The sequence below is a fragment of the Sphaerisporangium sp. NPDC051017 genome, from assembly GCF_040683095.1.
GTDB lineage: Bacteria > Actinomycetota > Actinomycetes > Streptosporangiales > Streptosporangiaceae > Sphaerisporangium.
In genome coordinates, this window is sequence record NZ_JBFBCI010000002.1 from 258370 (window position 1) to 273362 (window position 14993).

Sequence of the window (14993 nt, forward strand, 5' to 3'; positions counted from 1 at the left end):
GTTTTACGGCATGTTGCTCACTCGCTTACGGGGTCCTGCCTGGACCCCCGTAAGGGTCGTGATTCCTGAGGGTGTGTGGCGATATCGTGGCATCCATGCGTTTTGGGGTTCTGGGGCCGCTCGCTGTGTGGACGGCCACCGGCGATCCTGTGACCGTCCCCGGCGTGAAAGTGCGCGCCCTGCTCGCCGACCTCCTCCTGCACGACGCCCGGCCCGTGCCCGCCGACCGCCTCATCGACGACCTGTGGGGCGACAGGCCGCCCGGCAACCCCGCGGGCGCGTTGTCCGCCAAGGTCTCACAACTCCGCCGCGCGCTCGACGACGCCGAACCGGGCGCGCGCGACCTTCTGGTCGCCCGGCCCGCCGGCTACCTGCTGGACGTCCCCGCCGAGGCCGTGGACGCGCGCCGCTTCCAGGCCCTCGTCGCCGAGGCCCGCGCCACCGACGACCCCCGCGTCCGGGCGTCCCTGCTCGCGGACGCGCTCGCCCTGTGGCGCGGCCCCGCCTACGCCGACTTCGCCGACGACGCCTTCACCCGTCCCGCCGTCGCCCGCCTCGACGAGCAGCGGCTCACCGCCTGCGAGGACCAGGCCGAGGCGCGGCTCGCCCTCGGCGAGCACACGCTGCTCGCCGACGAACTCGCCGAGGTCCTCCGGCGGTACCCGCTGCGCGAGCGGCTGCGCGCCGCGCACATGCGGGCCCTGTACCGCGCCGGCCGGCAGAGCGAGGCACTGGACGGCTACGAGGAACTGCGCGTCCGCCTCGCCGACGAACTGGGCCTGGACCCGGGCGCGGACCTCGTCGCCCTGCACCGCGCGATCCTCAACCAGGACCCCTCGCTGGACCCGCCGCAGGAACGCCACACCGCCACCGCGCGCCCGGTCACCAACCTGCCCGCCCCGCTCACCGACCTCATCGGCCGGGAGGACGCGGTGGACGACGTCCGCGCGCAGCTCCAGACGTCGCGGCTCGTCACGCTGACCGGCCCCGGCGGCGTCGGCAAGACGCGGCTGGCCCTGGAGACCGCCGGGGGGCTGGTCGACTCCTACGCCGACGGCGTGTGGCTGGTCGAGCTGGCCGTCCTGGACCGGCTCGGTACGCCCGACGTGCTCGGCTCGCTGATCGACGCGGTCATGTCGGCGCTGGACATCCGCGACGGCGGCGCCCCCGGCCGGCCCATGACCCCGCTGGAGCGGCTGATCGCCGCGCTGCGCACGCGCAGGACGCTGCTCGTCCTGGACAACTGCGAGCACGTCGTCGACCAGGTCGCCGAGCTGGCCGAAGCCCTGCTGCGGGCGACCCCCGGCCTGCGCGTCCTCGCCACAAGCCAGGAGCCGCTCGCGCTGCCCGGCGAGGTCGTCTGGAACGTGCCTCCCCTGCGGGTGCCCGGTCGCGGGGCGGCCGAGGACCCCGCCGAGCTCGAACGGTCCAGCGCCGTCCGGCTCTTCGTGACGCGGGCCTCGGCCGCCGCCCGCGGCTTCACCCTGGACGACGACACCGCCCCGGACGTCGCGGTGCTGTGCCGGCGCCTGGACGGCATCCCGCTGGCGCTGGAGCTGGCCGCGACCAAGGTGCCCACCCTCGGCGTGCACGGGCTGGTCGCCCGGCTGGACGACCGCTTCCGGCTGCTGGCCACCGGCCACCGCGGCGCGCCGCCGCGCCAGCAGACCCTGACCGCGATGATCGACTGGAGCTGGGAGCTGCTGACCGCGCCCGAGCGGATCGCGCTGCGCCGCCTGGCGGTCCACGCCGACGGCTGCACCCTGGAGGCCGCCGAGTCCGTCTGCTCGGGAGAGGACCTACCGGCCGCGGCCGTCCTGGACCTGCTGGCCCGCCTGGTCGACCGGTCGCTGGTGGTGGCCGTGCACGGCGTGGACGGCCCCCGCTACCGCCTGCTGGAGTCGGTGGCGGCCTACTGCCTGGAGCGCATGCACGAGGCGGGCGAGTTCGAGCAGGTGCGGCGGCACCACCACGAGTACTACATCGACCTGGCCGAGAAGGCCGCCCCCCACCTGTACGGCAAGGACCAGCGCCGGTGGCTGGCCCGCCTCGACGGCGCCACCGCCAACCTGCGCGCCGCGCTGGACGCCGCCCTCGCCGACCGGCACGCCGAGTGCGCGCTGCGCATGGTGAACGCGCTCGCCTGGTACTGGTTCCTGCGCGGGCGGCTCGCCGAGGCGCGGCGGTCCTTGGCCGCGGCCCTGGCCCTGGCCCTGCCCATGGACGGGGACGGGGACGGGGAAGGCGACGCGCCCGCCGCCCTGCGCGCCCGCGCCACCGCCTGGCACGCCGGCGTCGCCCTGCTCCAGGGCGACACAGGCGGCGCCGACGCGGGGCGTGCCGAGCCGCGCGAGGCGGCGCTGCGCGCGTACGACTGCGTCGAGGACGCGTGCGGGCTCGCCCGGTCGCAGTGGTTCCTGGCCTTCGCCGGACTCGACGCCGGTGACCTGGCCGCCAGCGAGGAGCTGCTGAAGCACGCGCTGAACGGTTTCCGCGCCATCGGGGACGAGTGGGGCGTCGCCGCGGCCCTGGTGACCCGGACCAAGCTCGCGCACCTGCGCGGCGACCTGGACGCGCTGCGGCGCGACGGTGAGCGCAGCGCCGAGCTGTTCGAGACGCTCGGCGACCGCTGGGGCGAGCTGCAGGCGAACGGCTGGCTCGGCGCGCTCGCCGAGATGACCGGCGACTACGAGCGGGCCCGCGCGCTGCACACCGACGGGCTGCGCATGGCCGAGGAGCTCGCGCTGTGGCCGGACGTCTCCGGGCGGCTGGCGTGGCTCGGCTGGATCGCCCTGCAGCAGGGCGAGTACGCGCGGGCGCGTGAGTACTGCGAGGAGGCCGTGCGCCTGGCCAGGGAGCAGAGCTTCCGGCCGATCCAGGTGTTCGCCGAGATGGGGCTCGCGTTCGCCGCGCGCAAGGACGGGCTGCTGGACGTCGCCGAGCGGCATCTGCGCGACGTCCTCGACTCCACCCCCCGCAGGGACGCCGCGCAGGAGGCCGCGCCGCACCTGTCGCTGAACCTCGCCGAGCTGGGCTTCGTCGCCGAGCAGCGCGGCGACGCCCCGGCGGCCAAGGCCCTGCACCTGGAGGCGTTCGCCATCGCCGACCGGCTGGGCGCGCCACGCGGGAAGGCGCGCGCCCTGGAGGGCCTGGCCGGCGCGCTCGCGCTGTCGGAGTGCGCCGGACCCGCCGCGCAACTGCTCGGGGCCGCCGCCGCGACCCGCGCGTCCAGCGCCCTGCCGCTCGCGCCCGCCGAGCGCGGCGACGTCGACCGCATCGAGGCGCGGGCCCGGCACACCCTCGGCGAGGACGGGTTCGCCGCCGAGTTCGCCCGCGGCGGCAGGCTCGCGCCCGAGGAGGCCCGGTCGATCGCGGACACGGCCCGCGTCTGACCCGCATCGGCGCGATCGCCATCCGTCAGGGGTTCGGCCTGCCGTCCTTCCACACGCGCGCGACCAGGGGCACGCCGGGGCGGTAGGCGAGGTGGATGTACGAGGGGGCGTCCAGCAGGACGAGGTCGGCGCGGGCGCCGGGGGCGAGGTGGCCGACGTCCGTCCGGCGCAGGGCACGGGCGCCGCCCATGGTGGCCGCCCACACGGCCTCGGCGGGGGTCATGTTCATGTCGCGCACGGCGAGGGCGACGCAGAACGGGATGTTCGTGGTGTAACTGGACCCGGGGTTGCAGTCGGCGGCCAGCGCGACCGTGACCCCGGCGTCCAGCAGCCGCCGCGCGTCGGGGTAGGGCGCGCGGGTCGAGAACTCCGCGCCGGGCAGCAGCGTGGCCACGGTGCTCCCGGAGGCGAGCGCGTCCACGTCGGCATCGGTCAGGTGGGTGACGTGGTCGGCCGACGCGGCGCCGAGTTCGACGGCGACCGCGACCCCGGGGCCGGGGCCGAGCTGGCCCGCGTGCACCCGCGGCACCAGCCCGCGCCGCGTGCCCGCTTCGAGGATCGCGCGGGTCTGGTCGCCGTCGAAGGCGCCGCGCTCGCAGAAGACGTCGATCCACCGCGCATGCGGCGCGCAGGCGTCCAGCATGGGGCCGCGCACGAGGTCGACGTACGCGTCCGGGTCGCCGGCGTACTCGGGCGGAACGATGTGCGCGCCGAGGTAGGTCACCTCGGGGGTGTGCTCGGCGGCGAGGCGCAGGCCGCGCTCCTCGTCCTCGACCGTGAGGCCGTATCCGGACTTGCACTCGACGGTCGTGGTGCCCGACCGCAGCGCCTCCGCCACCAGCCGCCGCACGTTGCGCCGCAGCTCCTCGTCGGTCGCCGCGCGGGTCGCCGCCACGGTGGTGCGGATCCCCCCGGCGGTGTACGCGCGGCCCGACATGCGCGCCTCGAACTCGCGCGCCCGGTCGCCCGCGAACACCAGGTGGGCGTGGCTGTCCACGAACCCGGGGATCACCGCGCGGCCCCCGGCGTCGACCCGCTCCCCCGCCGCCCCCTCGGGCGTCGCGGCGCGGGGGCCCGCCCAGGCGACGACGCCGTCCTCGACGACGACCGCCGCGTCCTCGATCACCCCGAGCGGCCCCGCGCCGAGGCCGGGGTCGTTGGTGACGAGGGACCCGATGTGGTCGATGAGCAGCGAAGTCATACCCGCTCCGAGCTGGTGGGTGAGATCACGGCCGACACTGCGGCGGCCAGGGCGGCGGGGACGTCCTGCACCAGCAGGTGGCGGCCCTCCGTGACGATGTGGCGGCCTCCGGCGACGACCTCGCGGACGTCGGCGGCCGTGGCGGCGAAGACGGCCGTCTCCAGCAGCGCGCCCTCGGGGGCCCCGGCCGTGCGGACCGAGTCCAGCGCGACCGTGACCAGGTCGGCGGGGGCGCCGGGCTCGATGCGTCCCGCCTCGGGCCAGCCGAGCGCCGCGTGCCCGCCGGAGGTGGCGCCGCGCAGCAGCTCGGCGGCCGTCCAGTGGCCGCGCTCACGCGTGGCGAGCCGTTCGTCCAGCTCGACGGCGCGCGCCTCCTCCAGCAGGTCGACGACGGCATGGCTGTCGCTGCCGAGGGAGAGCGGGGACCCGGCCCCGGCCAGCGCGCGAGCGGGGCCGATGCCGTCGGCGAGGTCGCGTTCGGTGGTGGGGCACATGCAGACGCCGGTCCGGGAGGTCCCGAGCAGGGCGATATCGCCCGGGGTGAGGTGGGTGGCGTGTACGGCGGTGGTGCGCGGGCCGAGCGCGCCGTGGTCGTCCAGCAGCCCCGCGGGGGTGCGGCCGTACGCGGCCAGGCACGCCTCGTTCTCGGCGACCTGCTCGGACAGGTGGACGTGCAGGGGCGCGCCGCGTTCGCGCGCCCATCCGCTCACGACGGCGAGCTGTTCGGCGGGGACGGCACGGACCGAGTGGATCGCGGCGCCGATCCGGGCGTGCTCGCCGCCCTTGAGCGCGCCTGCCCGGTCCGCCCACGCCGCCGCGTCGCCGTCGCCGAAGCGTGTCTGCGGCCCCTCCAGGGGTGTGTCGAAGCCGCCGCGCAGGTAGCAGGTGTCGAGCAGCGTGATCCTGATCCCGGCGTCCCGGGCCGCGGCGACCAGCGCCTCGCCCATCGCGTTGCGCGCCTGGTACGGCCGCCCGCCGGTGTCGTGGTGGACGTAGTGGAACTCGCCCACGCAGGTCACCCCGGCGAGCGCCATCTCCGCGTACGCCGCCGTGGCCAGCGCGTGGTAGGTGTCGGGGGTGAGGCGGGCCGCGACCTCGTACATCTGGCGGCGCCAGGTCCAGAACGTGCCGCGCTCACGCTGGGTGCGGGCGCGCAGGGCCCGGTGGAAGGCGTGGCTGTGCGCGTTGGCCAGGCCGGGGACGGTCAGGCCGCGCAGCCGGACGGCTCCCGGCGGGGGCGCCGGGACCCCCCGGCGTACAGCCGTGATCCTGCCGTGTCCGGCCTCCACGACGACGCCCCGGACGACGCCGTCGTCCCTCCCCACGGCCCGGCCGATCTCGCGCGTGTCGCCGGGGCCGGAGATGCCTCGGGTTCCGTCGTTCAGCCAGGCGTGGTCGCAGTAGTAGACGGTCACCGGCATGCCAGGTCTTCCAGGACTGCGGCCAGGGCGAAGACGCCCGTCACGCAGTCGCCGGTCTCGGCGTGCTCGGCCGGGCTGTGGCTGACGCCGGTCGGGTTGCGGACGAACAACATCGCGGCCGGGACCGAGGCCGACAGGACGCCCGCGTCGTGGCCCGCGCCGGTCGGGAGCGCGGGGACGCCGCCGAGCGCGGCGGAGATCCGGTCGCGCAGAGCGTCGCCGAACTCGACGAGCGGCGTCGAAGACTCGGTCACGACCTCAACACGGACGTCGTGCAGGCCGGCCGCGCGGCGGGCGGCGGCGCCGATCTCCTTCACCATCCGGGTGACGGTGGTCTCGTCCGGGGCGCGGCAGTCCAGCCAGGCGTCGACCCGCGAGGGGATCGCGTTGGTGGCGCCCGGTTCGACGCGCACCTTGCCGAACGTGGCCAGCCCGCCGAACCGCTCGGCCATCCCCCGGGCCGCGAGCACGGTCGAGGCGAACGGCTGCATGGGGTCGTGCCGGTCGGCGAGGCGGGTCGTCCCCGCGTGGTCGGCCACCCCGTGGAAGGTGCACCGCCACCGGCCGTGCGGCCAGATCGCACTCGCCACGCCGACCCGCGCGCCGAGGTCGTCCAGGGCGCGTCCCTGCTCGACGTGCATTTCCACGAATGAACCGATGCGTTCCAGGGCCCGCTCGTCGCGGCCGAGTGCGTCCGGGTCGGCGTCAGCGGCGCGCATCGCCTCGGCCAGGGTCACCCCGTCGCCGTCGCGCAGGGCGCGGGCGTCGTCCGGGGTGAGCACGCCGGTAAGCAGGCGGCTGCCGACGCACGCCACGCCGAAGCGGGCACCCTCCTCGTCGGCGAAGTCCACCACCGCGATCGGCCGCGCGGGCTCTACACCGCGCTCGCGCAGAACGTCGATCGCGAGGAAGGCCGAGACCACGCCGAGCGGCCCGTCGAAGGCCCCGCCGCCGGGGACGCTGTCCAAGTGGCTGCCCGTGACGACCGCGCCGGGGCCTGGGGTTCCCCACCAGGCCCAGAGGTTGCCGTTGCGGTCCTGCTCACACGCCATGTCACGCCGGGCGGCCTGCTCGCGGAACCAGGCACGCAAGGCGAGGTCGGCCGGAGTCCAGGCGAACCGGTGGTAGCCGCCGGCTCCCCCGCCGCCGATTCCGGCCAGCGTGCCCCATTCCCGCTCGAAGGCCATCCGCACGGACGCCACCTGACCATGGCCCTCCGCCTCGTCCAGGTACGCGGGGACGGGTGCCGCGGGGCGTTGGATCATCGCGCTTCCCCAGATGCCATCGGGATCGGCACGCCGCGCTCCCCGGCGACCTCCGCCGCCCTGTCGTACCCGGCGTCGACGTGCCGGATGACGCCCATGCCCGGGTCGTTGGTCAGCACGCGCTCCAGCTTCCGCGCCGCCAGCTCGGTGCCGTCGGCGACGGCGACCTGCCCGGCGTGGATGGAACGGCCGATGCCGACCCCGCCGCCGTGGTGGATCGACACCCAGGACGCGCCGGAGGCGACGTTGACCATGGCGTTCAGCAGCGGCCAGTCGGCGATGGCGTCGGAACCGTCCAGCATCCCCTCGGTCTCGCGGTACGGCGAGGCGACCGACCCGCAGTCGAGGTGGTCGCGGCCGATGGCGAGCGGTGCGCTCAGCTCCCCGGAGGCGACCATCTCGTTGAACCGCAGGCCCGCCTTGTCCCGCTCGCCGTACCCGAGCCAGCAGATGCGCGCGGGCAACCCCTGGAAGGCGACGCGCTCGCCGGCCAGCTTGATCCAGCGGGCCAGGGACTCGTTCTCCGGGAACAGCTCCAGGATCGCCCGGTCGGTCGCGGCGATGTCGCGCGGGTCGCCCGACAGCGCGGCCCAGCGGAACGGGCCCCGGCCCTCGCAGAACAGCGGACGGATGTAGGCGGGCACGAACCCGGGGAAGTCGAACGCCCGCGTGTAACCCGCCAGCTTGGCCTCGCCGCGGATCGAGTTGCCGTAGTCGAAGACCTCGGCGCCCTTGTCCAGGAAGCCGACCATGGCCTCGACGTGCCGGGCCATCGACGCGCGGGCGCGCTCGGTGAAGCCCGCCGGGTCCTTGGCGGCCTCGTCGCGCATGTCCTCGAACGCCATGCCGGACGGCAGGTACGACAGCGGGTCGTGCGCCGAGGTCTGGTCGGTGACCACGTCGATGGGGGCGTCCATGGCGAGCAGCCGGGGCAGCACGTCGGCCGCGTTGCCGAGCAGGCCGATCGACAGGGGCCGGCGAGCGTCCCGGGCCTCGACGGCGAGGCGCAGGGCGTCGTCCAGGTCCTCGGCCTCGACGTCGAGGTAGCGGTGCTCGATGCGGCGGGCGATGCGCGAGGGGTCGCACTCGACGCAGATCACGACGCCGTCGTTCATGGTCACCGCCAGCGGCTGGGCACCGCCCATGCCGCCGAGCCCGGCGGTGAGGGTGATCGTCCCGGCCAGGCTGCCGCCGAACCGCTTGGCCGCGACGGCGGCGAAGGTCTCGTAGGTGCCCTGCAGGATGCCCTGGGTGCCGATGTAGATCCACGACCCGGCGGTCATCTGGCCGTACATCGTGAGCCCGGCGGCCTCCAGGCGCCGGAACTCCTCCCAGCTCGCCCAGTCGGGCACCAGGTTGGAGTTGGCGATCAGCACGCGCGGCGCCCACTCGTGGGTGCGCATCACGCCGACCGGACGGCCCGACTGCACGAGCAGCGTCTCGTCCTGCTCCAGGCCGCGCAGCGTGCGGGCAATGGCGTCGAAGGAAGGCCAGTCCCGCGCGGCCTTGCCGGTTCCTCCGTACACGACCAGCTTGTCCGGATGCTCGGCCACCTCGGGGTCGAGGTTGTTGTGCAGCATCCGGAACGCGGCCTCCTGCTGCCACCCCCGGCACGACAAATCCGTCCCCCGCGGCGCGCGGATGACCCGCCCGGCGTCCTCACTCATCGCTCGTCCCCTCCTCACTCGGCGGGCACGCCCGTCGGCCGCCCACCGGTCCTCTCGTGTCGTTACCTGGCGGGCACGCCCGGCGGGCCGCCCGCTCGTCGTCTTCCGTCGTTCTCCGGTCGTCTTCCCTGGTCAACACCGTTCCCGGCCAATCCCCGAGGTCGTTTTCCCCAGTCAAGGCGGTCCGGTCGTTCTCGGGTCGTCTTCCCTGGTCAACACCGTTTCCGGCCAATCCCCGAGGTCGTTTCCCCGGTCAAGGCCATCCGGTCGTTCCCCGGCCCGTCCCGGGACCTCCCGCCGAGGGGACCTCCAGCCGCTCACTCGGTGAGGAACAGCCGGCGTTCGGCGGCGCTGCTCTCGAACTCCTCGATCGACGCCTGTTCCCGGGTCGGCAGCGCGTCGACCATCGCCTGCACGAGCAGCGTGCACAGCACGCTCGGCGCCGCCTGCGAGTCGAAGGCGAACTGCGAACTCACCGGGGCCGTCAGGACGGCGTCGGCGTGCTCGGCCAGCGCGCCCACCGCGTGGTCGCTGACGAGCGCCACCCGCAACCCCGCCCGCCGCGCCCAGACGAGCCCGTCGCGCAGCTCGCGCGGGTAGCGGGGCAGGCCGAAGGCGAGCGTCCACTCGGCTCCGGCGTCCCTGGCCCGGGTCAGCCCGTCCTCCAGCGTCGACCCCGGCGCGTCGAGCACCCGCACGTCCGGGTGCGCCTTGGCCGCCAACTGGCCGAACAGCCGTGCCAGCGGCGCGGACACCCGCAACCCGACGACGGGCAACGGCCGCGACGCCGCCAGGGCCGCCGCCACCTGGGTGAGTCTGCGGGTGTCGGCCAGCGAGTCGCGCAGCAGTTCCAGGTTGCGGATCTCGGAGTCGACCATGGCCTGGACCGGGTTCGACACGACCGGCACGGCGTCCGGGCCCCTGCCGTCCCGCAGCGCGGCCCGCAGGTCGTCGCGGAACTCGGGGAAACCGGCGTACCCGAGCGCGACGGCGAAACGCGTCACCGACGGCTGGCTGATGCCGACCGCCTCGGCGAGGTCGTTCCCGGTGAGGAACACCGCGTCCTCCGGCCGCTCCAGCAGATGCCGCGCGATCCGCCGCTGCGCCGGCGACAGCCGATGCCCCTCGAAGATCTCCCTAAGCCGCCCCGCCACCCGCGACCCGTCCTCCGAGGCGACCGCGACTCCCTGCTCGACCGGCCCGCTCACCCGAGCCGCCCCCCGGACCGAGCCGTGCCCCGGAGCGCATTCACCCGTCACCATGAATGCATAGTTTCATACAGCGAGGCCACTGCATAGACCAATGCCAGTTGGCACGGCAGCGCCCGCGATGGCGCCGTAGATGCCGAATGCCTTGGCGCGCTCCTTGGCGTCGGTGGACATCACCGCGAGCAGCGCGCCGAACGCGCCCTGAAGCGCGCGGGCACCGAGGAGCATGGCCACCTTGGCCGAGGCCCCGCCGATCGCGGAGGCGGCGGCGAAGCCGATCAGGTCGGCCGTGAAGGCGCGTTTGCGGCCCCACAGGTCCGAGATACGGCCGCCGAACAGGAGAAGCCCGCCGAAGGCGAGGACGTGCGCCCTCGCCTTCGCACGGGCACGACGACGCGAGGAGCCGGAGGGCGCCGCCCCGTCACTACGCCTCCAGCTCGATCCGCTCGAAGATGTCGGCGTCGGTCTCCCGCTGCCACTCCGGCATCTCGTCCCAGTCGGCGACATAGGAGGGCTTGGGGTCCGGGAAATGCCGGTAGATCTGCGCGATCCAGCACAACGCCACGAAACGGCCCTTCTGCGCCCGGGTCAGCCGAGCCGCGGCACCTCCGCTGACCGTGATGAACTCCCGCACCTGCCCGTACACCGCCGCCGCAGCCTGACGCTCCCACTCGGGAGTCTCCTCCCATGGCGCGACATATCCCGCCTTCGGCTCGCCCGGGTAGTGCTTGCGTACCCCGGAGATCCACGCTTCGCGGAACACGCGTCCCTGATCGTTCTGCACAGGCGGTCCTCTCGTACGGTCGTCCATATCCTGCTACCACGACGTCCGCACAGCCATGCGCACCACGCGGCCCAGAGTGAAGCCGCCGCGCCACCGAACGGCTAAGGCGCGAGGCCGTCGGTTCTCAGGTGGTCCAGGAAGGCCTTCCATTCGCTACGACCGAACCGGAGGATGGGGCCTCCAGGCCTCTTGGAATCCCTGAGCGCAATGGTGTCGTCGATCTTCGCGATCTCCACGCAGTCGTTTCCACCACCGCTGAAGCTGCTCTTCCACCAGGACACGCCAACAAGGTCGAACTGGTCGGGCACTACAACTCCTCAGCCGCTGCCGCGATCACCTTCGCGGTCTCCTCGACGTCCAGCGCGAGTTCACAGATGCGCTCGAACAAGAGCGTATAGCGCTGGACTTCCTCGACACTCTCCAAATAGAGGTCGCCCATGGCTCCCTCAACGTAGGCGACGTCAGGGGCGTGCTCTTCAGGGAATTGGAACAGGACGAACGGACCCTCGATCGCCGCGTGCGCCCCAGCACCGAACGGAATGATCCGGATGGCGACATCCGGTCGGCCATCGATCTCGGTAAGCCGTCGCAATTGGGCCCGCATGGTCGAGGGTCCACCGACCGGCCGCCGTACCACGGCCTCGTTGAGGAGACAGACGAGCTGCGGACTGTGGTCACGATCGAGGACGGCGAGTTGGCGTGCCATGCGGGCTTCGACGCGACGCTCGGTCTCTTCAGGGGGCAATCCTGGCCGGACAGCGGTGATGACCGCGCGAGCGTACTCGCTGGTTTGGAGCAGCCCTGGTACCAGCTCAGATTGGTATACGCGTAGCAGGGATGCGGCGTCTTCCAAAGCGACGAAGGACCCGGTGAACACGTCACTGTAGGGAGTCCACCAGCCTCGGCGCCGGGCATCTCGGGCGAGTTGGATGAGCGCATCGCGCTGCGGGCTCGCCACGCCGTACAGGTCGAGTAGCTCTTTAACGTCGACCCAGTCGACGCGCGGACTTCGCGCGTTCTCCAGCCGGAACAACTTACTGGAGTGCCAGCCCATCTCGGCGGCGACCTGCTCCTGCGTGAGGCCGGCTTTCAGGCGTAGCTCTCGCAGGGACTGGGCGAGACGCCGCTGCCTGACAGTGGGGATGTGATCCGCCATGACATTCCGCTCCAAATGGGTGATATCTAGCCGACTTACAGGGCCTGCAAGTTACATGGCTTGCAACACAGGCACCAGTGCGTCACACTGCGTATCGCATGGTTCCACAGATCGTTACCCCTGAAGGCCGGATCTCCGGAAGCGAGCACAGCCATGGGTCCGATATGCGATCGGCCTTCCCCGACGTCGAACGAGGAGAAGGTCATCTCATTGCGATGTACTACGACGGCGGGCGCACAGCCCAGCCCGAATCCAGAGCGGCCCGAAGCGGTCCTCCGAGGTGCGGTACACCCTGCCGGCATGGCTTGCATGGGGCCTGCACCGGGCTGACCGCACGGCCATACTCGTCGTCCGACGCCAGAGCGAACCGGTGCTCTACCTGGAGCGCGGCGACGGGCACAAGGTAGCCGTTCTGGCCATCGAACGGGGTGACCAGTGGTTTTTCGTCTGGGGTCCGGAGATGGACGTACCGGCCGAGCGGCAGTCCACTACCGTAGAGACGATCGCGCAGGCGGTGGCGTGATGAACTCCCCCATCGTCATCGGAGCGCTGACCGTCCCCGGCTCTGCGCAGAACATTGCAGAAGCCCGCCGCTTCCTAGTGAAACTTCTCGGTGCGGACCACCAGGACATCGAGGCCGGCAGGCTTCTCCTCAGCGAACTGATCGGAAACAGCATCCGCCACAGTGCCAGCGGGCGAGGGGGCTCGGTGACCGTCGCCGTGCTCGACGTCGACGGCGCCCTGCGTGTCGAAGTGGCCGACGGTGGCGGCGAGACCGTCCCCTGCCTGTGTTCAAGAGGAATGCTCCTGGAATCAGGGCGCGGCATGAAGCTCGTCGACGTCATGGCGACGCGATGGGGATTCACCCGCGACTCCAGGGCGAGCACCACGACATGGTTCGAACTCGGCAACACCTGGAACCCATCCTCGGAAGCACGGCGGACTATCGATCGCTCCGGTGAGTGACGCCGCCCCTCTACTCGACCGAAGGTGTCTGATCGACCACCTGTACGGCCGAATCAGACACCGGGCCGGTCAGTCGCGGGCCACGCCAAGTACGGCGGAGTTGGTGGCGAGGAACAGCGGGGTGCCTCGTTCGGGGACAGCGATCCGCCGACTGCGGCCAACCTGCGGAGTCATGGACGATGGGTCCTGCTCACCACCGTGGGGATGCTCTGGACAGGGGGTCCAGGGATGGCTCCGAACAGGTAGGCGGACTCCTCCAGCGTGATTCCAGTGGGACGAGCGCGGCGATCGTCGAGCCGTACATCGCCGCGCTCGCCGCGCTGTCAGGAGGAACACCGCCCCTTCGTGGGGGTCGGCGTGTGGGTAGTCGGGTGGAAGATCGCTCCCGCGGCGTCTTGTACAGGGTTGCGGCGCATCAGGTGGACGACCACGGCACTGAATCTGCCAGGTCGAGCACAGACGGTCACCCGCCGGGTCGGGCCACGTCGCCGATCTTCGCCGCACGCGCGCGGTGAGTGTCAGAAGCTGTCCGATCGTCAAGCCTGTGAGAGCCGCGTAACGCAACGGTCCCTCCGCGAATTCTCGATTGCTTGGTGGCATCGAAATTTTGCGCAGGGGCCGCTTGTATTTCTATGGACAACACGGACATCCGCCGATGTGAATGAGATGTGGATTACACGCGCAGAGATGTCACTCGTGCGGTTCGGCGTGTTGGTCCCCAGTTAAGCCGGAGCGGGCTTTTGGATAAGCCCTAGATCGTCAATGCAATCCTTGTAATACAGACCAGCGAAGCGGGGTCTGTACACTCCGACCGTGGCAGGCCGAAGCTACTCATCGGACCCGGATTTCCATCTATGAGATCCGTACTGGCGCATTGAGGTTATGACTTGCGCCAGGTCGGCATGGCTGACTATGACGGATTGAATGAGCGTATCTCAAGGACATTCATCTTCGGGCGGACAAGGTCTCATATCGACAATCCACATCCCCGATACGTTGGGATGTTTCTTCAACTCTCGAATGACGGCAGGTGACCCGCCATCGACGATGGTTCCATAGATCAACCCGGCCGCTGCGACTTGACGCAGCTCCGCCACCGAGAGGCCGAAGCCACTCAAGGTCACGTCGTCCTCAGGCCGCAACTGAGACACCCAGCTTCTAAATTGCGCCACGGAAGAATATCCAGCACAACCGGACTGCAGTGACGAGTTGAAGCAGCCCTCATCGCCGGACCAGTAGATCGGATCACTTGCACGCCTCGCACCCGAGAGAAAAACAGGTGACGCGTTTTCAACCGGACCCAATAGATCTAATTTCGACTCTTTGACTGGGTTTTTGAATTGAATCAGCACGGTCATTCTAACCCCGGCCCCAAGTCCCTTCAGAATCCAATCACTTCCGTCCCCATTTTGCCCCTTGCTGAATTCTCTGACAGCCACGGAAGTTCTGTTTTCTGGCATTTGTCGGACCTCTTGCACGTGACCAGTTTTGTCCAGTCTGACGGCATAGGGGACGCGCCAGGAGATAAATTGTTCATGGAAAGCAGGAAAAGAGAGGGATGTAGGCTGAAACTCGTATCCATCCCTGGTTTCATCGAGTCGACTGCCGGTAACAGCTAAACGATCGGCTGGGTTTGTTACCGCTACAGCCAGCTTAACAACAGTCTCAAGATGGTCTCGTGTTACGAGTTCAGTTGTCGCACCAGCAGGGCCATTGACGGGCGTATTCTGGCTGCAGCCAGTAGCGAAAAGGAATACAGGCAGCAGGAAACGTGTCAATCGACCGGTTCGCATATCTATCCTTCCAGTGTGATCACAGGCGCTATTTTGAGTCTTTCCACTTTGGACGTATGACAGAATTAGTATCTGCTCCGCCAGTGGCGGCGGGACAGACATGGTAGACATCAGGTCAGCCGCGAGCCGAAGGACTTAGC

At 71.2% G+C, this 14993-nt stretch carries 13 protein-coding genes; 3 read left to right on the forward strand and 10 right to left on the reverse strand.

What is annotated here, in order from left to right; genetic code table 11:
- Positions 1-95: 95 nt before the first annotated feature.
- Entirely contained in the window at positions 96-3392 is a 3297-nt protein-coding gene (locus AB0M95_RS03810; RefSeq protein WP_363758980.1) for a BTAD domain-containing putative transcriptional regulator, read from the forward strand.
- A 25-nt stretch (positions 3393-3417) separates the two neighbouring features.
- Here the strand turns inward: AB0M95_RS03810 and hutI are convergent, their stop codons facing one another.
- The 9 genes from hutI to AB0M95_RS03855 form a co-directional block, all read right to left on the reverse strand.
- Complete coding sequence (hutI, locus tag AB0M95_RS03815) at positions 3418-4593, reverse strand: imidazolonepropionase (RefSeq protein WP_363758983.1); 1176 nt, start codon at positions 4591-4593, stop codon at positions 3418-3420.
- Positions 4590-6014 (reverse strand): formimidoylglutamate deiminase, encoded by a 1425-nt coding sequence (locus AB0M95_RS03820; protein WP_363758986.1) that lies wholly within the window; start codon positions 6012-6014, stop codon positions 4590-4592. Before AB0M95_RS03820 ends, hutI begins: the two co-directional genes overlap by 4 nt.
- Positions 6005-7201 carry an allantoate amidohydrolase gene (locus AB0M95_RS03825; RefSeq protein ID WP_363759147.1) on the reverse strand — a complete coding sequence of 399 codons (1197 nt, stop codon included), beginning with the start codon at positions 7199-7201 and terminating at the stop codon, positions 6005-6007. The genes AB0M95_RS03820 and AB0M95_RS03825 overlap by 10 nt, the downstream gene beginning before the upstream one ends.
- Before the next feature lie 74 nt (positions 7202-7275).
- Complete coding sequence (gene hutU, locus AB0M95_RS03830; RefSeq protein WP_363758989.1) at positions 7276-8946, reverse strand: urocanate hydratase; 1671 nt, start codon at positions 8944-8946, stop codon at positions 7276-7278.
- A 317-nt stretch (positions 8947-9263) separates the two neighbouring features.
- Positions 9264-10208: a MurR/RpiR family transcriptional regulator gene (locus tag AB0M95_RS03835; protein ID WP_363758992.1), complete on the reverse strand. Its 945-nt coding sequence runs from the start codon at positions 10206-10208 to the stop codon at positions 9264-9266.
- A 12-nt stretch (positions 10209-10220) separates the two neighbouring features.
- Positions 10221-10661 carry an MFS transporter gene (locus tag AB0M95_RS03840; RefSeq protein ID WP_363758995.1) on the reverse strand — a complete coding sequence of 147 codons (441 nt, stop codon included), beginning with the start codon at positions 10659-10661 and terminating at the stop codon, positions 10221-10223.
- A complete protein-coding gene (locus tag AB0M95_RS03845) occupies positions 10579-10938 on the reverse strand; it encodes a hypothetical protein (protein ID WP_363758998.1) in 360 nt (119 codons plus the stop codon). The genes AB0M95_RS03840 and AB0M95_RS03845 overlap by 83 nt, the downstream gene beginning before the upstream one ends.
- Positions 10939-11039: 101 nt before the next feature.
- Positions 11040-11246, reverse strand: a complete 207-nt coding sequence (locus tag AB0M95_RS03850; RefSeq protein ID WP_363759001.1) for a DUF397 domain-containing protein — start codon at positions 11244-11246, stop codon at positions 11040-11042.
- Positions 11246-12094, reverse strand: a complete 849-nt coding sequence (locus AB0M95_RS03855; protein ID WP_363759004.1) for a helix-turn-helix transcriptional regulator — start codon at positions 12092-12094, stop codon at positions 11246-11248. The genes AB0M95_RS03850 and AB0M95_RS03855 overlap by 1 nt, the downstream gene beginning before the upstream one ends.
- A 370-nt stretch (positions 12095-12464) precedes the next feature.
- Between AB0M95_RS03855 and AB0M95_RS03860 the strand changes: the two genes are divergently transcribed.
- Both AB0M95_RS03860 and AB0M95_RS03865 read left to right on the forward strand, forming a co-directional pair.
- Positions 12465-12617 carry a hypothetical protein gene (locus AB0M95_RS03860; RefSeq protein ID WP_363759006.1) on the forward strand — a complete coding sequence of 51 codons (153 nt, stop codon included), beginning with the start codon at positions 12465-12467 and terminating at the stop codon, positions 12615-12617.
- Complete coding sequence (locus tag AB0M95_RS03865; RefSeq protein ID WP_363759009.1) at positions 12617-13060, forward strand: ATP-binding protein; 444 nt, start codon at positions 12617-12619, stop codon at positions 13058-13060. The genes AB0M95_RS03860 and AB0M95_RS03865 overlap by 1 nt, the downstream gene beginning before the upstream one ends.
- Positions 13061-13995: 935 nt before the next feature.
- Here the strand turns inward: AB0M95_RS03865 and AB0M95_RS03870 are convergent.
- Entirely contained in the window at positions 13996-14853 is an 858-nt protein-coding gene (locus AB0M95_RS03870) for a hypothetical protein (protein ID WP_363759012.1), read from the reverse strand.
- Between the last annotated feature and the right edge of the window lie 140 nt (positions 14854-14993).